Source organism: Psychroserpens damuponensis, assembly GCF_000826655.1.
In the GTDB taxonomy this organism is placed as follows: Bacteria; Bacteroidota; Bacteroidia; order Flavobacteriales; family Flavobacteriaceae; genus Psychroserpens; species Psychroserpens damuponensis.
On the sequence record NZ_JXJO01000009.1, the window covers coordinates 1 to 19,998 of the forward strand.

Consider the following 19,998-nt stretch of genomic DNA (forward strand, 5'->3'; position numbering starts at 1 on the left):
GTAATAATTTGGTCTAGAGTAGTTGTGTTTCCACAATCGTCAGTAGCGGTCCAAGTACGTGTAATTGTTTCTGAGTTACCACAATTAGTATTAGCGGTGTCAGTGTAAGAAATTGCTACAGCTCCACAATTATCGCTTCCTGTTGCTGTACCAGTAGTAGATGGATCGATAGAGTCTCCACATTCTACAGTAATATCATTAGGTATATTTAAACTAGGAGCGATATTATCTTCTATAGTAATAATTTGGTCAAGAGCAGTTGTGTTTCCACACTCATCGGTAGCGACCCAAGTACGCGTAATTGTTTCACTGTTACCACATCCTGTATCAGAAGTGTCACTATACGAAATATTTACGCTACCGCAGTTATCTGTTCCAGTAGCATTTCCTGTTTCAGAAGGATTATAAGAGGCTGTACATTCTACAGTAGCATCTGCTGGGATATTTAAAGTTGGGGCTGTTTTGTCTTCAATAGTTATGGTTTGATTTGATGACATTGTGTTACCACAATCATCGGTAGCTGTCCAAGTTCTAGTAATTATTTCTGAAGAGCCACAATAAGCAATTGATACGTCATTGTAGGACATTGTTACATTACCACAAGTATCATTTGCTTGAGCATTTCCTGTATTAGAGGGGTTTGTAGAATTTGAACATTCTATAGTGATATCATTGGGTATAATCAATGTAGGAGCTGTAGTGTCTTCTATGATTATGATTTGGTTTGCTGATGTTGTGTTACCACAGTTATCAGTAGCCGTCCACTCACGTTTAATAGTTTGAGTGCTGCCACATTCAACAACCGAATTGTCATAATACGATATTGTAACCTCACCACAGTTATCACTTCCTGTTGCAGTACCAGTAGCAGAGGGGTTAATAGAGTTATTACATTCTATAGAAATTTTAGGAGGTACATTTAAAGTTGGAGCGATAGTATCATTAATTATAATAGTTTGCGTAACATTACTCGAATTACCACAATCATCGGTTATACTATATGTTCTTGTAATTGTTTCAGGACAAGTTAAATTATTTGAAACGTCAGATACAAAAGCTACAAGTGGGTTCAATGTTAAGTTGTCGGACTCATCATAAACATCTTCTATATTGTAGTTAGGTACATCCTCTATACATTGAACAGTGATACTATTTAGATTAGAGGCTGTAGGGGCTTCAGTATCATTCGAAACGATATTGAAATTAACAGTAACTGAACAATTGTTTGAGTCTGTAACCTCTACAGAATGTGCACCTATATTTATATCATTAAACATATTTGTATCTTGAGATGAACCACCATCTAAAGCATAGTTATAAGGAGGATTTCCATTTGTAGCAGATATTACTACTGAGCCATTAGAATTATCTGTGCATTCAACATTAGATTTTGATTCTACGGTAGCGGTCAAATCAGAAATTATTAAATCCAGTGAACCTGCTGGTGAGGCACATAAGTCTACGGGATTGTAATAAAATACGTAATATGTGCCAGGAGTATTGACAACTGTGTTTGACATATGTGCAGCTGTATTTAAAGGATCTGAATCTGTACTCCAGGTTAATACAGAACCTGCTGGTCCTGGTGAAGTTACATAAGTATCTAAGTCAATAGAGAATGCTTCACAAAAGATATCTATACCATTACTACCAGTATCTATATTATCTATAGTTAGTGCAGGAGGAATGGCATATCCTTCTAGGCTAAGTCTTAATCCATCAACTAAAACTACAGATCTTCCCGGATCCTGAGTTTTATAAAAAACATTTACTATGCCTGAATTATCAGACTGAAAAGTAATGCAAACTGTCTCCCAAAAAGGATCAATCTCTGTCCAACCACCTGGATTTTGGAACGGTCCAGTGGTTGCAGTAGATAGGGAGACAGGAAAATCATTTAAGGGATGAACATTCAAATCATCGTGGGTATATGTTAATGGGTCAACAATTTGGTTTCCACCACTACTTATACCAAAATTTAAGTTTGGAATAAACTCAACAAAACTACCATCATTATTACTATAACGAGGAATGACAGCAATTTCAAAACATACACGATAAGTCGCATTTGGATGTACCCCTAAATTCTGTTCAATGCTTTCATTTTGATATGAAAAAATTGAAAATCCTCCACCATCAGGAGAGGGTGAAATAATAGCAGGTGTATCAATGTTGGCATCTACATTTGAATATGATATATATTGTCCTTCTGAATAATCAACGGTTCCTTCATCATTCCAGCAGTCATATATGACGTCACCAGAATAGGTACTACCATCTACAGCTGTTTGAAAGTTTGATAGTCCGTTATTATTAGGAGTGATATCAGCCATGTTAAAAGAACCACAAGTAATGACGTTACAAGTTCCTACAGGATTAGTTTCTGTATTTCTTTGATTATAAGTAAGACTTGATGTAGCTTTATTTTCATTATATATGGTGGCACGTTTTTTTAACGTTTCCATATAATTTGTAAACTCTTCCCCAGATAATTTACTTGTCTTTGGCCAATAATCAGACTCTTTATTAGCTTGCTTTTGTGCAAATCCATTATTAATAAATAATAATGACAAAAAACAAATTGTTAATAATTTGAAAAAAGATGAAGTAATGTTATTTTTCATAATTTTAGTTGTAAATTTTTTTGCAATAAAAATGATTAACAAACTATATATTTTCGCAAAGCGATATTTTAAAAATGATTAATATCTATAATTTACTTTTAAACTTAGTACGCTTAAAAGACATTATAATATTTTTTTGAGGGAAGCAAGGTGATTTATTATACCACTAAATGAATTTATTAATATATTTTAGATTTGGGTTTTTTGAAATAAATTAACGGATTAAATGAACTTATTTCTATTACTTTTGATTAATAGAACTGTTAAAGTGTGCAAAATAAACGTTAAAACGGAGATATGCAACATTTTATCGACAAAAAATGCATTTAAACGAATAAATGAAAACAATTATACTTGTAAGGCATGCAAAATCTTCATGGAAACATCAGGTTTCAGACAGAGATAGGCCATTAAAAAAGAGAGGAAATACTGATGCTTCCTTAGTTTCTAATGTTTTTAAAACCAAAAATTTACAGCTAGATGGTGTGTATTCTAGTCCAGCAAATAGAGCACTCTTAACTTGTAAAATATTTATGGATAATTTAAATTATGATCATACTAAACTATCAATAAAGGAAGACTTGTATGACTTTGGAGGAGAACAGGTTATTGATTTTTTAAGAAGTTTAAATGAAAATTATCAAAACGTTATGATTTTTGGACATAATCATGCTTTCACATCAATTTGCAATATATTTGGTAATTCATATATTGATAATCTACCAACAAGTGGTTTAGTAGTCATTGATTTTGATGTAAAATCATGGATAGATATTAATAAAGGAAACACGAGATTTACAATTTTCCCAAGAGATTTAAAATAATGACGAAAGATAAAAATAGCTATATAAATAGAGAGTTAAGTTGGCTTCAATTTAATGATAGAGTTTTACAAGAAGCAGCAGATGAAAGTGTACCGTTAATAGAGCGCTTTCGGTTTTTAGGGATCTTTTCAAATAATTTGGATGAGTTCTTTAAAGTACGTTATGCTACTGTAAAACGAATCGATGAAGCTGGTAAAGGCGGTAAAAGTGAGCTGGGAATCAAAGCTTCTGAACTTTTAAAAATCATTACTCAAGTTGTTATTAAACAGCAAAGTACGAGTTTAGATATATTGGCAAACATTGGTCAAAAATTGGAGAATGAAGGGGTTTATATTGTTAATGAGACTACTATAAAAAAAGAACATCATGATTTTGTAAAAAAATATTTTATCGAGAATGTAAGTCCAGCATTGGTAACAATAGTTTTAAATGATTCCTTAGAATTGCCGGTACTTAAAGATATTTCGGCGTATTTGGCAGTTAAAATGGAGTTTGAAAATGGTCAAAAACAATTCGCTCTTATTGAAATTCCTAAATCTATGGATCGTTTTATTGTGCTTCCTTCAATAGAAGGGAAGAGCTATATTATGATTTTAGATGATATATTAAGATATTGTTTAGATGATATCTTCAACATTTTTAATTATACTAGTATTGATGCTAATATGATTAAAATCACTAGAGATGGTGAATTGGATTTTGATAGTGATTTAAGTAAAAGTTTTATTGAAAAAATTTCTGATAGTGTAAAAGACCGTCAAATTGGTGACCCTGTTCGTTTTGTTTATGATAAAACGATAGATGAAGAAACATTAGTCTATCTCATGGATAAAATGGGAATAGAAACTAAAGATAGTGTGATTCCTGGTGGCCGTTATCATAATCGAAGAGATTATATGGATTTTCCAAGTTTAGGAAGAACAGATTTGCTGTATCAGAAAATTACGCCATTAAAAGTTAAAGGGTTAAGTATTCAAAACAGTATTTTCAGTTCTATTGCCATAAAAGATTATTTGCTACACACACCTTATCAAACCTTTTCTTATGTAGTAAAGTTTCTTAGGGAAGCTGCACTAGATCCACAAGTGAAATCCATTAAAATTACTATCTATAGACTCGCTCAAATTTCGCATATTGCCAGTTCATTAATAAATGCTGCTAAAAACGGTAAAAAAGTAACTGTAGTTATTGAGCTTAGAGCACGATTTGATGAACAAGCAAATATAGATTATGCAGAGCAAATGCAAGATGAAGGTGTGAATCTATTATTTGGTGTTGCTGGTTTAAAAGTGCATAGTAAAATTTGTGTAATTGAACGTGAAGAAGGAAATACGATAAAACGATACGGATTTATAAGTACAGGAAATTTTAACGAATCTACTGCTAAAGTTTATACCGATTTTACATTGTTTACGGCAAATCAAAAAATATTGAAAGATATTAATAAAGTGTTTAACTTTTTTAATACAAACTATCGTATCCATAGATATAAACACATTATTACATCTCCACATTACACAAAATCAAAACTCTTTGCGCTTATTGATACTGAAATAGAAAATGTAAAACAAGGCAAAACAGCTTACATTAAACTTAAATTAAACAGTATATCTAGTTATAAAATGATTGATAAACTCTACGAGGCGAGTAGAGCTGGAGTTAAAATTCAAATGATAGTAAGAGGTATTTGTTGTTTAATTCCTGGTGTTAAAGGTATGAGCGAAAATATTGAAGTCATTAGTATCATTGATAAATTTCTAGAACATACAAGATTATATGTATTTTGTAATGATAATGATACAAAGGTTTATATTTCTTCGGCAGATTGGATGACACGTAATATTGAAAATAGAGTAGAAGTGAGTTGCCCAATTTATCAAGAAGATATTAAACAAGAATTATTAGATGTTTTTGATATTTGCTGGAATGACAACGTGAAAGCAAGAATAATTGAAGGCGCTCAAAATAATGAGTATCGAAAAAATAATAAAGAAAAAGTAAGAGCGCAGTTTGCGCTTTACGATTATTTCAAAGAAAAACTGAATTCATAGTGTATGTTAAGCATTAAAAAATATGCCGCAATAGATATTGGTTCTAATGCAGTTAGGCTTTTGATTTCTAGTATTATAGAGCAAAAAGGTCATCCGGTTAAATTTAAAAAAACCTCTTTAGTTCGTGTGCCTATTAGGTTGGGAGCAGATGTGTTTTTGACCGGTAAAATTTCTGAAGGAAATAAAAAGCGCATGCTAGATACCATGTTTGCCTTTAAATTATTAATGAAATCTCATAAGGTGGTCACGTATAAGGCGTGTGCTACATCAGCAATGCGTGAAGCTGATAACGGACCCAAATTATCCAAACTCATTTCAAAACATGCAAATATTGATATTGATATCATTGGAGGAGAAGAAGAAGCTGCTATAATTGCAGCTACAGACTTGCATTCGTATATAAAACCAGATAAAACGTACCTATATGTAGATGTTGGTGGTGGTAGTACAGAGTTTAGTGTTATTCACCTAGGGAATACAGTTGCGTCAAAATCATTTAAAATAGGAACGGTTAGGTTGCTCAATGATATTGTTAAAAAAGAGACTTGGCAAGAATTAGAAACGTGGATCAAAGCCAATACTATGGGTTATGATGTTCTCGATCTCATTGGGTCTGGTGGTAACATTAATAAAATATTTAAAATTTCGGGAAAAGCTATAGGTAAGCCGCTAACGTATTTCTATTTAACCTCTTATTACAATAAATTGCAAACCTATTCGTATGAAGAACGTATCACAGAGCTAGAACTTAATCAAGATCGTGCAGATGTGATTATACCAGCAACTAGAATTTATTTATCTGCTATGAAATGGAGTGGTGCTAAAGATATTTATGTGCCTAAAATTGGTTTGTCAGACGGAATTATTAAAAGTATTTTCTTTAAAACAGTATCAAGTATAGATCTTTAAAGAATTGAATGTTAAGCGCATTTTAAGCTCAGAAAAACGATATTAATTTTTTATTTTTAAATTTCAGCCTATATTAGCAGTCTCAAATCTTTGCTAATAGTTAGTAGGATTTAGAACGTATTCTCGATAATTAGAGAACCCTAATTTAAAATATTTGTAATGAAATCAATTTTACTTACCTTATTATTATGTATTACTGTAACAACATTGTCTTTCTCTCAAGAAGTGAGCTATGGAGTTAGAGGTGGATTAAATATTTCAAATTTAGATTTTGATCCAGATGCAACATTTACTAATCAACATAGAAACGGATTTGCCTTTGGAGGATTTGTAGATTACGGTGTTTCAGATAATTTTTCGGTTCAATTTGAAGTGCAATATTCTGCCGAAGGTGGAAAAGCAGACGAGTTAAGAGCAGACTATATCCAAATGCCAATTATGGCACGTTTTGGCCTAGGTGATAAATTCTCTGTTGGTGTTGGACCCATGGCAAGTTTAAAAACTTGGAAAGATAATGATGGTTTTGCAACATTTACATTCTCTGGAGTTGGAGGCGTTGAATATATGATTACCGATGAATTGTTTATTGATGCACGTGTTCACTATGGTTTAAGTAATATACTAGATGATGAAGTTACAGACTTAGAAGCACAAAACACAACCTTTCAATTTGGTTTTGGTATTAGAATCTAATTACCCTCAAATATAAAATAGAAAAGCTTCAGTGTTATACTGAAGCTTTTTTATGCGTTTTATTTTTTTTCTGCGGAAATATTACTCCTTGATAAATTTAACCGTTTCAAAAATAGCATCATCGGTAGATACTTTTAAGAAGTATAATCCAGATTGTAATTGATTTACATTAATCGAATTAGAGTCTAAAACACCATTTGTAACATGTTGACCACTAATAGAAAAAATGTCGTAGTTTGAACCGACTAAGTTTTGTGCAGTAGAAAGGTTTAAACTATTGGCTACAGGATTTCTGCTTAATGATATTTCCGAAGTAATAAGCTCGTTTTCGTGTATTGATAAAGTTTGTCTACCATAGAAAGCTTGATTTCCATTTAATAAGTTTGTAATAACTAAAGTCGCATCTTCTCCAGTTCCTGTAATATCATAGTTGAGTTCTGAAAGTGGGTTTGATGATAAAACCATGTAAAAATATTGAGTTTCAAAAAGATTCTCTTCATTAGTGTTACAAGGATTCCCTTGTGTTTCGGTAAAACTATCAATGTCGAGAGTTTGTTGAGCATTAAAATGATAAGTACCTCCATAGCCTGAACAAATGGCAAATCCGAAGAATTCGAATTCATTGTTATTAATTGGATCAGACCAAAATTCAATTGCAGGTAATATAGAACTTGGATTGTTAACTTGATTTGAATCAATGACTAAATGATATAAAAACCATTCCCCAAAAAGATCGTCATCCTGAGCAGACGATAAATTAAAAGAAAACAATAAAATAAAAAGTAAGTATATCTGTTTCATAAGTTAATTAATTTTCCATCTAAGATAAAAAAATTAACCATGTATCGTCTCTTTTTTGCTTAAATCTTTCATAATATCTGCTTCATAATCAAGAAGTTGTTGCCATTTCTCATCAACATCGTCACGGTCTCCATACTGTCTAGCAAAACCTAAAAACATCGTATAATGATTGGCTTCACTAACCATTAAATTTCTATAAAACTCTGCAAGATCTTTGTCTTTTAATTCTTCAGAGAGTAATCTAAAACGCTCACAACTTCTAGCTTCAATAAGTGCTGCATATAATAATCTGTGCACCAATTGAGTCGTTCTACTTCCGCCTTTTGGGAAAAACTTAAGTAACTGTATCACATACTCATCTTTACGATCACGACCTAAAACCCAACCATTAGCAATGATTCTATCATGAACCATTTTAAAATGACTAATTTCTTCTTTTACAAGCGCAGTCATCTCAGTTACTAATTCAGTATATTCAGGGAAACTTACAATAAGTGAAATGGCAGTACTCGTTGCTTTTTGCTCACAATAAGCGTGATCTGTAAGAATCTCTTCTATGTTTTTTTCAACGATATTGACCCATCTAGGATCTGTTGGTAATTTTAATCCTAACATAATTAACTATGGTCTTCTATTAATGTTAAACGTTCGTTACCTAATTTGTCAATGAGGATTTCGTACAATTTAAACGCTTTATTCTTCGGGTTTAATATAGAAACACCCAATGATAATGTCAAATTATTTGAGGTTTCTTGATTGACCCAAACATGTTCTAAAGTTGCATTATTCCAAAAATCTGAAGTTTCAAAATCTTTAAATTTTTCTACGGAAATGTGCCTGTCATAAATAATTTTATCTTCTACACTAACTACGATATCAGATTCAAAAACACGATGAAATTGCGATGTTTTATGTAAGTTTTTTACAGTCTCGTTGAGTAGTATTTTCTTATCCATAACCGTATAATTCTTTACGCTTACTCTAAACGTTTTAGATATGATAGAATCTGTTTTAGTTTCTGTGTAACCTTCAGGATAATAATCTTTTAAGTCAATTAATATCTCGCGATTGTTAAACTCTGAAACGGCATCATTTAATCGGTCAATTTTACTTTTTCTACCATCGCAAGACGATAAAATTAATACTATAATTACAGGAATAAAAAGAACTAGTTTTTTCATATTAATTGATTTAGATATCCAAGCCAAAAGTTTGTCTTAGTAATTCAATATTGGGATTTTTTTCTTTGAGTTTTTCGTATTTATCTTCTGCTGTAAACGCATATTTTTTAGCGATCTCTTCGTTAACCGTAATCACTAATTTTAAATCAAAATTCTTAAGCGTTTTCTTAATAAATTCCATTAATGGATATTGAGCTCCCTCCAATTCAATTTTAAGAGTTTCATTGGGATAAGATAAGTGTATATCTGTACCCTTAAGTTTTGGTGTATCCATTTCTAAAATGGATGCCATAATTTTTTCACCTTTTTTATGAAGTTGTTTCACATAAGAGTTCCACGCGTTATAAAAATCTTCTTCTGCAAATTCTTCTCTAGGTAAATTTTCAACATCTATGACAACTTCCATTTGCCTAATTTGATGTTCTTTTTTTGCTCTTATACTTTTTAAAGACAAGCCAGATGTACGTTGATCTTTCTTTAAATCTAATACAGGTCGTGGTGGCTCGGCAACTACAGGTTTGTTTGTAGTAGGTTTATTGCTTTCTAATTGATTTTTTGAATTCGTAGTGCTCACAGGTGAAACCTGTTGGTTTTGAGCAAGTTTATCTTTATTAACCTTAACAGGAATAGGAGTTATGCCTTTAGCTTTAAAGTAAGAAGCAGGAATTATGTAAGATTTGCTATTTTTTTTTTTCTCCATCAAAAGTGATAGAGGCAAGCTGCATGAGACAAAGTTCAACCAGAAGTCGCTGGTTTTTACTGCCTTTATATTTTAAATCACAATCATTAGCTAGCCCAATTCCTTTTAATAGAAAGTCTTGAGGAGCACTTTTAGATTGTTCTAGATATTTTGCTTTTGTGTCTTCACCAACTTCTAGAAGCTCGATAGTTTTTTCATTTTTACAAACGAGTAAATCTCTAAAATGTGAGGCTAAACCTGCAATATAATGATGACCATCAAACCCTTTTGATAAGGTTGTATTAAACTGAATAAGTAATTCTGGTATTTTATTTTCTAAAATTAAATCAGTACTTGTAAAATAGGTTTCGTAATCGAGAACATTTAAATTTTCGGTAACCGATTGTCTAGTGAGCTCTTTTCCGGAGAAACTCACCACACGATCAAAAATAGAAAGCGCATCACGCATGGCTCCATCTGCTTTTTGGGCAATAATATGTAGCGCATCGTCTTCTGCATTGACACCTTGCTCTTGTGCAATATATTTTAAATACTCTTTAGCATCTTTTACTGTGATACGTTTGAAATCAAAAATTTGACAACGTGATAAAATGGTTGGTATGATTTTATGTTTCTCAGTCGTTGCTAAAATAAAAATACAGTGTTTTGGTGGCTCTTCTAAAGTTTTTAAAAAGGCATTAAATGCTGCAGAAGATAACATATGTACCTCATCAATAATGTACACTTTATATTTGCCAACTTGTGGTGGTATACGTACTTGATCGGTTAAGCTTCTAATATCATCAACAGAGTTGTTTGATGCAGCATCGAGCTCAAAAATATTAAAAGCAAAGTCTTCGTCATTAGTTTCATTACCATCACTATTAATCATTTTAGCTAAAATACGAGCACATGTTGTTTTGCCAACTCCACGCGGACCAGTAAACAAAAGTGCTTGTGCTAAATGATTATTTTCAATAGCGTTAAGTAAAGTGTTTGTAATAGCTTGCTGGCCAACAACATCTTTGAATGTTTCGGGTCTATATTTGCGAGCTGATACGACGAAGTGTTCCAATTTTACTTGACTTTTTTGAGCGAATTACAAAGTTAAACATTCAGTATAAAAATAGGAATTATGAAGCTAAGAATTAAAAGGAGTTATTAACAATTAATTGTACTTTTGCAAATAAGTAAATCGCCTTATCGCAGAGATTCGTTTCTGAGGAAAGTCCGAACACCATAGTGCAATCATAGTGGCTAACAGCCATCCATCGAGAGGTGAGGAAAAGTGCAACAGAAAGTATGTACAGGTCATGCTGTAGTGAAACCAGGTAAACTCTATGTGGTGCAATGTCATGTATACTAGTGTTTGAGCGTACACGCGCGATGCTAGAGGGTAGACAGCTAAAGTTTGCTGGTAACAGTAAACGTAGATAAATGATAAGGGTTAAAACGTTACGTTTTAATACAGGATTCGGCTTATAGATTTACTTACTCAAAAATAGCTCTTTAGTTTTCTAAAGGGCTTTTTTTATTCTTCTTCATCTTGAGCAGTAGCTTCAAAAAAGCTAAACATATTGCCGCCATAACTCCTAGAGTTGTTATAATGGTCTAAGTGAGATAAATCGGTATGTTTTGAGTGTTCTACAATTAATATCCCGTTAGGTTCTAGTAATGTATTTTGAAATACTAATTCTGGTATTTTGGCAAATTCTTCAGTAGGAAAATCATAAGGCGGATCTGCAAAAATGATGGTATGCTGTTGTTGTGATCTTTCTAAATATTTAAAGACATCACTTTTTATGGTTGAAATTGGCATTTCAAAACTCTCTGCTGTTTCATTTATAAATTTGATACAACCATAATTTTCATCTACAGCAGTTATTTGTGTTGTACCTCTAGAGGCAAATTCATAGCTTATATTTCCTGTTCCAGAGAATAAATCTAACACCGAAATGTCATCAAAATAGTATAAGTTATTGATGATATTAAATAGAGACTCCTTAGCCATATCTGTTGTGGGTCTAACGGGTAACTTTTTTGGTGCAGATATTCTACGACCTTTATATTTTCCTGATACAATGCGCATTAGTTAAAGCTGTTTAATAAAATAAAATTACTGTGGTGAGTTTCTAATTCAGTTTGAAAATCAAAATTATAATTTGGTTGTAAAAATTCTACAAACCTTATATACTTGTATAGAATAGTGTAGAGAGAATCATCAACCTTGATGTTACCAGTAAGACTTATTTTAATGGTTTCTGGATTCAATTTTAATTGTTCTATTGTAAATAGAACGTAATATATAAAGTCTTCTTTTGTAGCGTACTCAAATGTATTGTAAAAAAGAAGTCGTTTGTTCTCAGTACATATAATTTCAAACGTGGCATCATTAACATTTATACAAAATGTTGTTTCTGAAGATTGTAAAGCTTGCTGTAAAAATGTTTCTATCATAATAGACGAAGCATGCTTATAATCAAAGCTACCAAAGGTTTCAAAAATATAATTGTTAATATTTATAAGCGGTACATAAACATTAGCACTCTTTGCTGCTACCAAATGATCAAAACTTATAAAATCGGTTTTTAAAATCTTTGCATTAAATTTTAAATAGTCTGCCATGTTATTTTCATCAAATAACTCGTTTGGGACTAGACAAGATAATTCATTTTGATAAATGCAAGTTACAGAGTCAAAAGGTTGTTGGAATTCAGTATGAGAAGCTATCGTATTTTTTAGGTCATTAAGCAATTCGTAAGGCGTTGCTTTTTTTTCTAAAAGTACATGTTTAATGAACTCAATAACGTTACTCGTTCTATTTAGAATGCAAAAAGAAAGTCCACTCAAACGAATTTGAATGGACAATGCTTTAATACTATTTTGTGCCAATATTTTAGTTATTTGTACTTAGGTTTTTAGGCCAGTTTCCTTTAGTATCTGCTTCTTGCATAGAACCAACTTGAAGTTTAGAACCTCTAACACCATCTACAGACATTACTTCTTTTTCTTTTGCTACTAGGTTTTTATCCTGATCAAATAAAATAACCTCTTTATCAACAGATGCTACAAAAACTGGTATTTTAGACTCAGCTAATACTCCAGCATCTAAATTAATTTTAGAACCTGCAGGACCAATTCCTTCTGGTAAATTCATCATTGTTTTATAACGAGAATCTGCACCAAATAATGAATCTTTTACAGAAACGAAACCAAGGGTATCAATTAAAACTAATGACTTAGTCATAGTTACACCACCAAATCGTTTTGTTAACTCTTCATCAACTACTGTTGTATCTCTACGTTGTGTAATTGTAAATTTACCAGTTTCAATGAAGTTCACAAGTTTTCCATAATCACTAGTAAATTGACCTTTAACCGTTTTATGCGCTAATTCTGCATCTCTTATGTCAATTAATTGAACAATAACTTTTTTATAACGCTCATCTTTCAATTTATTAAATTTGATCTCTCCATATACCGAGTTAAACGTTAAGTAACCTAAAAATATAATTAAAGCCCATAATACGATATTGATTACTGGTTTTAATTTTTTAGGTACAAATTTATCGATTAGCCAAACGATACCAATTGTTAGTGCAATTAGGCCAACAACTACAAGAATTACTTTTAACATAGTTAGTGTTTTTTTTATTTTGTTAAGGAGTTACACAAATCTACAATTTTTTTTTAATCGTTAAAACATTGTAGATATAATTTCAATCAAAGTTGAAAGATATAAAATAACTTTCATATTCTATAACAAAAATTTGTTTTGGTAGTGATTAAATCGTTTCGGCTTTAAACCTTACCTTGCATTTTTATTTGCAGACCTATTATATAAATGACCGCATCAGATTTTTACAAATTACTTGTTCAAAAGTTTCCTTTTAAACCTACTTTAAAGCAAACCATTGCTTTAGAGCAATTATCAAATTTTATTTTTGATGATTCTTCTAACGCCTTATACCTGTTAAAAGGATTTGCAGGTACAGGTAAAACAAGTATTACAGGTACAATTGTAACACATTTATGGCATACAAAAAAAAGTGCCATTTTATTAGCGCCAACTGGTCGAGCAGCTAAAGTAATCTCCAATTACTCAAAAAAAGAGGCCTTTACAATTCATAAAAAAATATATTTCCCAAAGAAAGATAGAGGAGGAGGTGTAAATTTTGTTTTGCAACCAAATAAACATCGCGATACTATATTTATTGTTGATGAAGCTTCCATGATACCAGACACACCTTCTGACGCTAAAAATTTTGATAGCTCATCTTTATTAGATGATTTAATGAGTTATGTGTATTCTGGACATAAGTGTAAATTACTACTTATAGGTGATAAAGCACAGTTACCACCTGTAAAATCAGATTTGTCTCCAGCGCTAGACCAAAGACTACTCGCTTTGAATTATGATAAGTTAGTAACGACGATTGAACTTGATGAAGTGGTAAGACAAAGTCAAGATTCTGGCATTTTAAGTAATGCAACTAGAATTCGAGAAGTTATTGAAGATGATTTTTATGAGTCGTTTACCTTTAATCTCAATGGTTTTAAAGATATTGTTAGACTTATAGATGGTCATGAAGTGATGGACGCTATTAATGATTCATATAGTGCAAATGGTCATGAAGACACAGCAATAATAGTAAGAAGTAATAAACGAGCTAATCTTTATAACCAACAAATTAGAACCCGAATTCTATTTAATGAAAACGAACTTACTGTAGGCGATTTTTTAATGGTCGTTAAAAACAATTATTTCTGGATTAAACCTACTACCGAAGCTGGTTTTATAGCCAATGGTGATATTATTCAGGTATTAGAGATTTTCTCCATACAAAGTCTGTATGATTTTCGTTTTGCCGAAGTTAAAATTCAAATGGTAGATTATCCAAACATGAAACCCTTTGAAACCGTATTGTTACTAGATACCATTGAAGCCGAAACACCTTCACTTACCTACGAAGAAAGTAACCGTTTATATCAAGAGGTTCAAAAAGATTTTGAAGATGAAACCTCTAACTACAAAAAGTTCTTAAAGATTAAAGGCAATAAACATTTTAACGCTTTACAAGTTAAATTTTCATATGCTATAACCTGTCATAAATCTCAAGGTGGACAATGGAATACCATTTTTGTAGAACAACCTTATTTACCAAACGGCATTGATAAAGACTACATGAGATGGTTATATACGGCAGCAACCAGAGCCAAAGAAAAATTATATCTTATAGGTTTTAAAAATGAGTTTTTTGAAGATGAATAAGTTGTATAACTTTGGAAATGTGCCAACTTCAATACCTCGTTTTTAAAGGCTATTATGGTAAGATTTTAATATTTCCGAAGCCATTAAACGTACACCACAAAAACTTTTAAATTGTTACAGTAGATCACAAGCTACAAAATCTACCTTATATATAATGTAATGGTAGTTCAGGATATGTTGGGTTTTTAGCAAATTATATACATAAATTAAATCAAAATAAAAGGAAATCCTTACACATACCTTTATTATGGATACAAAATCAAACTTCGTTAATTCTTTTTAGATAAATTTAAGTCATTAACTAATTTTAAATCTTTATTTTTGATACTCCACTCAATGTTGTTCACATGAAAATAATTTCAATGATTCCTGCACGTTACAGTGCATCACGTTTTCCCGCTAAATTGATGCAAGATTTAGAAGGTAAAACCGTGATTTTAAGAACTTATGAAGCTACCGTTGCCACTCAATTATTTGACGAGGTTTATGTAGTAACAGATAGTGAGATTATTTTTAATGAAATAACTTCAAATGGAGGTAAAGCCATTATGAGTAAAAAAGAACATCAATCAGGTAGCGATCGCATTGCAGAAGCTGTAGCAGATTTAGATGTTGATATTGTGGTTAATGTTCAAGGTGATGAGCCTTTTACAGAACGTGAGAGTTTAGAAAAAGTGTTAAAAGCATTTAAAGACGATCATAATAAGGAGATTGATTTAGCATCATTAATGGTAGAAATTAAAGATTGGGATGAAATTAATAACCCTAATACGGTTAAGGTTATTGTAGATCAAAACAATTTTGCCTTGTATTTTTCTCGTAGTCCAATTCCGTTTCCTAGAGATAAAGACGCAGGAGCACGCTATTTTAAACATAAAGGTATTTATGCGTTTAGAAAAGAAGCCTTATTAGATTTTTATAAATTACCAATGCAATTTATTGAAGCTACAGAGAAAATTGAGTGTATTAGATATTTAGAATATGGTAAGCGAATTAAAATGGTTGAGACTACAATAGAAGGTGTAGAAATTGATACACCTGAAGATCTAGAACGCGCTAAAAAACTCTGGAAATAATTGAATACAGATTATAAAAATATAAAAGTCATTGGTTTTGATGCAGATGATACGCTTTGGGTCAACGAAACCTATTTTCGTGAGGCCGAATTAAAGTTCGCCAAACTAATGGCTCCATATGAAACTGCCAACAAAATAGATCAAGAACTGTTTAAAAAAGAAATAGAAAACCTGCCACTCTATGGTTATGGCATTAAAGGTTTTGTTTTGTCTATGGTTGAAATGGCTGTTGAGATTTCAAATAATCAAGTATCTAATACAACTATTACCGAGATTTTAAATATTGGTAAGTATATGCTTGATGCACCTGTTGAGCTATTAGATGGAATTGAGGATGTTTTAAAAACATTATCTAAAAATTATAGGTTAATTGTGTTAACAAAAGGGGATTTATTAGACCAAGAACGTAAACTAGAAAAGTCTAATTTAGCGTCATATTTTCATCATATAGAAGTGATGAGTGATAAGCAAGAAGCTAATTATGTAAAAGTTCTAAATCATTTAGATATTGAACCTTCAGAGTTTTTAATGATTGGCAATTCGTTAAAATCTGATATTTTGCCACTAGTTAATATTGGAGCAGAAGCAATTCATATTCCGTTTCACACCACATGGTTGCATGAGCAAGTAGGAGAGAATGACATTAAAAATAAAGCCTATAAAACGATAACACGTTTATCAGAATTAAAACCGATTTTGAATTAATGGAAATTATCGATTTAAATACCTGGAAACGCAAGCAGCATTACGATCATTTTAAAACCTTAAAAGATCCTTATTTTGCTGTTACATTTCCTGTTGAAGTAAGTAAAGCCTATCTGTACGCAAAATCAAATAATGTTTCTTTCTTCGGAAAGTACTTGCATGATTGTATGAAAGCTATAAACGAAGTAGATGAATTAAAACTGAGAATAATAGATGATCAGGTCGTTAAGTACGATACCATTAATGCATCAGCAACGTTAATGCGATCAAACCAAACATTTGGGTTCTCATATATAGAATTTGATACCAAATTAGACCAGTTTTTAAGTCATCTCATTTCAGAAAAAAATAGAATTGAAACCACAGGAGCATTATTTCCTTTACGAAATGACCTAATGTGTGTTCACTGTTCTGCAATGCCTTGGATGAATTTCTCTGGTCATAAAGAACCTGTTTCTGGTGTTTTAGATTCTGTACCCAAATTGGCTTTTAGTAAATTAGTTAAAGAAAATGATGGAAAAATGATGATGAATGTATCTATAAATGTAAACCACGCATTAGTTGATGGTTATCATATTGGATTATTTGCTGAAAAATTCCAACATTATTTAAATAAATAAAGATAAATCCAACTATGTTTTTATTTTTGTTAAAGAAGACAAATAAATGAGTTATAAAAATTATCCAATGGTGTCCAGAGTCGTTTTTGGACGAGGCAGTTTTAATCAGCTAGGAGATATAATCGCTCCTAAACGATTAAATATAAAAGCTCCATTTATATTTTTGGTAGATGATGTTTTTAAAGGCAACCCTTTAATAACATCTAGATTATCATTAGCTTATGAAGATCAATTAATTTATGTGTCTTCTAAAGAAGAACCCAAAACATCTCAAGTTGATGAGCTTGTTGAGCAAATTATATTAAATCATAAAGATAGACCATCTGGTATTATAGGCATAGGAGGAGGCACTGTTATGGACCTTGCCAAAGCGGTTGCTATTATGATTACTAATGAAGGAGAAGCTAAAGATTATCAAGGTTGGGATTTAGTTAAAAACCCAGCAATATATCATGTTGGTGTTCCAACCATTTCTGGTACAGGAGCCGAGGTTTCTAGAACCACAATTTTAACTGGTCCTGAACGAAAATTAGGAATTAACAGTGATTTTACACCTTTTGATCAAGTTATTTTAGATCCAGAATTAACTGCAGGTGTGCAAAAAGACCAATGGTTTTATACAGGTATGGACTGTTTTGTTCATTGTATAGAATCTTTAAACGGAACGTTTTTAAACGCATTTAGCCAAAGTTATGGAGAAAAAGCTCTAGAGCTTTGTAAAGAAATCTTTTTGTCTGATACGCTCTCTGTTGAAGAGTCTCAAGATAAGTTAATGATGGCTTCTTGGCATGGCGGTATGAGCATTGCTTATTCTCAAGTTGGAGTGGCACATGCCATGAGCTATGGCTTAGGTTATCTTCTAGGAATAAAACATGGTGTAGGAAACTGTATTGTTTTTGAACATTTGGAGGAGTATTATCCAGAAGGTGTTGCCATGTATAAAGCCATGAAAGAAAAGCATAATATCACAATACCTCAAGGTATATGTGCGCATTTAGGAGATGATGAGTTTGATACAATGATCGATGTTGCTCTAAGTTTAACACCATTGTGGGAAAACGCTATTGGTAAAAACTGGGAACAAGTTATTACTCGAGATACACTGAGAGCGCTTTATCAAAAGATGTAATATGAGATGGCTAGCTCGTATTATTTACTTCAAATTATTAGGTTGGAAAGTCACAGGCAATACTAATTTTTCTCAAGACACTGTAAAGAAAGCAGTTATTATTGCTGTTCCACATACCAGTTGGCATGATTTCTTTATCGGGTTGTATCTACGGAAAGTCACAGGAATTAAAACAAATTTTGTGGCTAAAAAAGAATTGTTTGTTTGGCCATTAAAATATTATTTTAAAGCCATAGGTGGTGCTGCATTAGACAGAACTTCGGGTCAAAATAAAGTAGAAGCCATTGCCCAATTATTTAAAAACAAAGAAGAGTTTAGATTAACTCTAGCTCCAGAAGGAACACGTAAAAAAGTTGACGAATGGAGAACAGGGTTTTATTACATTGCTAAAGCAGCCAATGTACCAATTATCATGTTTACTTTAGATTTTAAAAATAAACAAAATCATATTTCAGAACCGTTTTATCCTACAGATGATGTGGAAGCAGATTTTGCATTTATGAAAGCGTTTTACAAAGGCGTTGTTGGTAAAATACCTCAGTATTCTTAATTAAATTCTCACGTGAGTAGTCGTCATATATTTTATTTCATTAATGTTGTGCTACTCTGTTTTACTTCGATATTTTGTAATGCTCAAGGAGACAGTCCTCAATTAATTAGATATACATCGTCAGAGTGTGAGGAGTTTTACTTCGGAAATAGGCACAATATTCAAAATCGTATTTTAAATCACACGATTACAAAAACATCTCATATTTATAACATTGTTGTAGCAACAAATTGTGAACGAACAGCTAAAGGAGAAATAACGATGGCTAATGATACCCTTAAATTGAGGTATCATAATTTTATTAAAATTTCAGAAGAAACCATAAAAATAAATGATTCAATAACCGAAGTTAATGAGGTGTTTGCTGAAGAATTCGTAGAATGTAATTGTACATATGATTTGATTTATGAAATTTCTAATTTAAAATCAGAACCAAAAGTGGTGACATTAAACGATGAGATTATTAAAAAAACAAAACATAAATATAAAGTGAGACGAGGCGCTCCAAAATATGAGGTTGTAAATAATGACACCATTAATGTAATTGATATTTACGGCCTAAAACAAAAGTCTCATATCGCATTTCGATCTGATGGTAAATTGCTATATAATATCTATTATGTTGATAATGAGCCAATATCTGGGATTGCTAAAATAAGTTATGATAGCAAGGGTTTTGATCGTATTGAATTACACAAAGCACATGGTAAGTATTCAAAACGAAAGTATTATAAAAATGAAAAATTATTTAAAATTTGTGATACAAAAGGTGCTTTTGATGATGATAGTAATTGTATATTTGCCGAATAATTTTTGAACGAATTCAAATTGTAAATTAGAGTACATGTACTACTTTGGCATACATTTTGAAATACAAATAGTGT

At 31.6% G+C, this 19,998-nt stretch carries 18 protein-coding genes, 1 other RNA gene and 1 pseudogene; 12 read left to right on the top strand and 8 right to left on the bottom strand.

Annotated features, from left to right (window positions below; all coding sequences use genetic code 11):
• The coding region (locus TD29_RS03705) for a SprB repeat-containing protein (protein WP_174435335.1) at positions 1-2,624 on the bottom strand (2,624 nt) is incomplete at its 3' end.
• A 338-nt stretch (positions 2,625-2,962) separates the two neighbouring features.
• Between TD29_RS03705 and TD29_RS03710 the strand changes: the two genes are divergently transcribed.
• From TD29_RS03710 to TD29_RS03725, 4 genes are all read left to right on the top strand, one after another.
• Positions 2,963-3,448 carry a SixA phosphatase family protein gene (locus TD29_RS03710; protein WP_040279004.1) on the top strand — a complete coding sequence of 162 codons (486 nt, stop codon included), beginning with the start codon at positions 2,963-2,965 and terminating at the stop codon, positions 3,446-3,448.
• A complete protein-coding gene (ppk1, locus tag TD29_RS03715; RefSeq protein ID WP_040279005.1) occupies positions 3,448-5,499 on the top strand; it encodes a polyphosphate kinase 1 in 2,052 nt (683 codons plus the stop codon). The genes TD29_RS03710 and ppk1 overlap by 1 nt, the downstream gene beginning before the upstream one ends.
• Before the next feature lie 3 nt (positions 5,500-5,502).
• The gene (locus TD29_RS03720) at positions 5,503-6,408 is read left to right on the top strand and encodes a Ppx/GppA phosphatase family protein (protein WP_040279006.1); all 906 of its coding nucleotides are present in this window, start codon (positions 5,503-5,505) and stop codon (positions 6,406-6,408) included.
• A gap of 159 nt (positions 6,409-6,567) precedes the next feature.
• Positions 6,568-7,101 (top strand): porin family protein, encoded by a 534-nt coding sequence (locus TD29_RS03725; protein ID WP_040279008.1) that lies wholly within the window; start codon positions 6,568-6,570, stop codon positions 7,099-7,101.
• Between the two features lie 81 nt (positions 7,102-7,182).
• Here the strand turns inward: TD29_RS03725 and TD29_RS03730 are convergent, their stop codons facing one another.
• The 4 genes and pseudogenes from TD29_RS03730 to TD29_RS03745 form a co-directional block, all read right to left on the bottom strand.
• Positions 7,183-7,902 carry a T9SS type A sorting domain-containing protein gene (locus TD29_RS03730; RefSeq protein WP_040279009.1) on the bottom strand — a complete coding sequence of 240 codons (720 nt, stop codon included), beginning with the start codon at positions 7,900-7,902 and terminating at the stop codon, positions 7,183-7,185.
• Positions 7,903-7,935: 33 nt separating this feature from the next.
• Complete coding sequence (gene miaE / locus TD29_RS03735; RefSeq protein WP_040279010.1) at positions 7,936-8,517, bottom strand: tRNA-(ms[2]io[6]A)-hydroxylase; 582 nt, start codon at positions 8,515-8,517, stop codon at positions 7,936-7,938.
• A gap of 2 nt (positions 8,518-8,519) precedes the next feature.
• The gene (locus TD29_RS03740) at positions 8,520-9,083 is read right to left on the bottom strand and encodes a hypothetical protein (protein ID WP_152611456.1); all 564 of its coding nucleotides are present in this window, start codon (positions 9,081-9,083) and stop codon (positions 8,520-8,522) included.
• 10 nt (positions 9,084-9,093) lie between these two features.
• Positions 9,094-10,837 (bottom strand): annotated as a pseudogene (locus TD29_RS03745) (DNA polymerase III subunit gamma/tau).
• Between the two features lie 112 nt (positions 10,838-10,949).
• On the opposite strand from TD29_RS03745, the gene rnpB reads away from it, so the two are divergent.
• An RNA gene (gene rnpB, locus TD29_RS17800) (RNase P RNA component class A) lies at positions 10,950-11,260 on the top strand.
• 33 nt (positions 11,261-11,293) lie between these two features.
• Here rnpB and TD29_RS03750 read toward each other — a convergent pair.
• From TD29_RS03750 to TD29_RS03760, 3 genes are read right to left on the bottom strand one after another with little or no spacing between them, the layout of a single operon-like run.
• The gene (locus TD29_RS03750; RefSeq protein ID WP_040279012.1) at positions 11,294-11,851 is read right to left on the bottom strand and encodes an RsmD family RNA methyltransferase; all 558 of its coding nucleotides are present in this window, start codon (positions 11,849-11,851) and stop codon (positions 11,294-11,296) included.
• Complete coding sequence (locus TD29_RS03755; RefSeq protein ID WP_040279013.1) at positions 11,851-12,654, bottom strand: DUF3822 family protein; 804 nt, start codon at positions 12,652-12,654, stop codon at positions 11,851-11,853. The genes TD29_RS03750 and TD29_RS03755 overlap by 1 nt, the downstream gene beginning before the upstream one ends.
• Before the next feature lie 4 nt (positions 12,655-12,658).
• Positions 12,659-13,399: a hypothetical protein gene (locus tag TD29_RS03760; RefSeq protein ID WP_241485201.1), complete on the bottom strand. Its 741-nt coding sequence runs from the start codon at positions 13,397-13,399 to the stop codon at positions 12,659-12,661.
• 207 nt (positions 13,400-13,606) lie between these two features.
• Here TD29_RS03760 and TD29_RS03765 point away from each other — a divergent pair, with 207 nt between their 5' ends.
• The 7 genes from TD29_RS03765 to TD29_RS03795 all read left to right on the top strand — a co-directional run bounded on the left by TD29_RS03765 (position 13,607) and on the right by TD29_RS03795 (position 19,924).
• Positions 13,607-15,034 carry an ATP-dependent DNA helicase gene (locus TD29_RS03765; RefSeq protein WP_040279014.1) on the top strand — a complete coding sequence of 476 codons (1,428 nt, stop codon included), beginning with the start codon at positions 13,607-13,609 and terminating at the stop codon, positions 15,032-15,034.
• Positions 15,035-15,381: 347 nt separating this feature from the next.
• Positions 15,382-16,110 carry a 3-deoxy-manno-octulosonate cytidylyltransferase gene (gene kdsB / locus TD29_RS03770; protein ID WP_040279016.1) on the top strand — a complete coding sequence of 243 codons (729 nt, stop codon included), beginning with the start codon at positions 15,382-15,384 and terminating at the stop codon, positions 16,108-16,110.
• A complete protein-coding gene (locus tag TD29_RS03775; protein WP_040279017.1) occupies positions 16,111-16,815 on the top strand; it encodes an HAD family hydrolase in 705 nt (234 codons plus the stop codon).
• The gene (locus TD29_RS03780; protein WP_040279018.1) at positions 16,815-17,435 is read left to right on the top strand and encodes a CatA-like O-acetyltransferase; all 621 of its coding nucleotides are present in this window, start codon (positions 16,815-16,817) and stop codon (positions 17,433-17,435) included. The genes TD29_RS03775 and TD29_RS03780 overlap by 1 nt, the downstream gene beginning before the upstream one ends.
• 46 nt (positions 17,436-17,481) lie before the next feature.
• A complete protein-coding gene (locus tag TD29_RS03785) occupies positions 17,482-18,564 on the top strand; it encodes an iron-containing alcohol dehydrogenase family protein (RefSeq protein ID WP_040279020.1) in 1,083 nt (360 codons plus the stop codon).
• Position 18,565: 1 nt separating this feature from the next.
• Positions 18,566-19,114, top strand: a complete 549-nt coding sequence (locus TD29_RS03790) for a 1-acyl-sn-glycerol-3-phosphate acyltransferase (protein ID WP_040279022.1) — start codon at positions 18,566-18,568, stop codon at positions 19,112-19,114.
• A gap of 12 nt (positions 19,115-19,126) precedes the next feature.
• A complete protein-coding gene (locus TD29_RS03795; protein ID WP_152611457.1) occupies positions 19,127-19,924 on the top strand; it encodes a hypothetical protein in 798 nt (265 codons plus the stop codon).
• Positions 19,925-19,998: the final 74 nt, after the last annotated feature.

Excerpts from the sequence above, each read along its gene's own strand:
- TD29_RS03780 (WP_040279018.1), top strand. The coding sequence starts at position 16,815 with ATGGAAATTATCGATTTAAATACCTGGAAACGCAAGCAGCATTACGAT.
- TD29_RS03765 (WP_040279014.1), top strand. The coding sequence starts at position 13,607 with ATGACCGCATCAGATTTTTACAAATTACTTGTTCAAAAGTTTCCTTTT.
- TD29_RS03750 (WP_040279012.1), bottom strand. The coding sequence starts at position 11,851 with ATGCGCATTGTATCAGGAAAATATAAAGGTCGTAGAATATCTGCACCA.
- TD29_RS03760 (WP_241485201.1), bottom strand. The coding sequence starts at position 13,399 with ATGTTAAAAGTAATTCTTGTAGTTGTTGGCCTAATTGCACTAACAATT.
- TD29_RS03720 (WP_040279006.1), top strand. The coding sequence starts at position 5,503 with ATGTTAAGCATTAAAAAATATGCCGCAATAGATATTGGTTCTAATGCA.
- ppk1 (WP_040279005.1), top strand. The coding sequence starts at position 3,448 with ATGACGAAAGATAAAAATAGCTATATAAATAGAGAGTTAAGTTGGCTT.
- TD29_RS03710 (WP_040279004.1), top strand. The coding sequence starts at position 2,963 with ATGAAAACAATTATACTTGTAAGGCATGCAAAATCTTCATGGAAACAT.
- kdsB (WP_040279016.1), top strand. The coding sequence starts at position 15,382 with ATGAAAATAATTTCAATGATTCCTGCACGTTACAGTGCATCACGTTTT.
- TD29_RS03790 (WP_040279022.1), top strand. The coding sequence starts at position 18,566 with ATGAGATGGCTAGCTCGTATTATTTACTTCAAATTATTAGGTTGGAAA.
- TD29_RS03785 (WP_040279020.1), top strand. The coding sequence starts at position 17,482 with ATGAGTTATAAAAATTATCCAATGGTGTCCAGAGTCGTTTTTGGACGA.
- TD29_RS03740 (WP_152611456.1), bottom strand. The coding sequence starts at position 9,083 with ATGAAAAAACTAGTTCTTTTTATTCCTGTAATTATAGTATTAATTTTA.
- TD29_RS03730 (WP_040279009.1), bottom strand. The coding sequence starts at position 7,902 with ATGAAACAGATATACTTACTTTTTATTTTATTGTTTTCTTTTAATTTA.
- miaE (WP_040279010.1), bottom strand. The coding sequence starts at position 8,517 with ATGTTAGGATTAAAATTACCAACAGATCCTAGATGGGTCAATATCGTT.
- TD29_RS03725 (WP_040279008.1), top strand. The coding sequence starts at position 6,568 with ATGAAATCAATTTTACTTACCTTATTATTATGTATTACTGTAACAACA.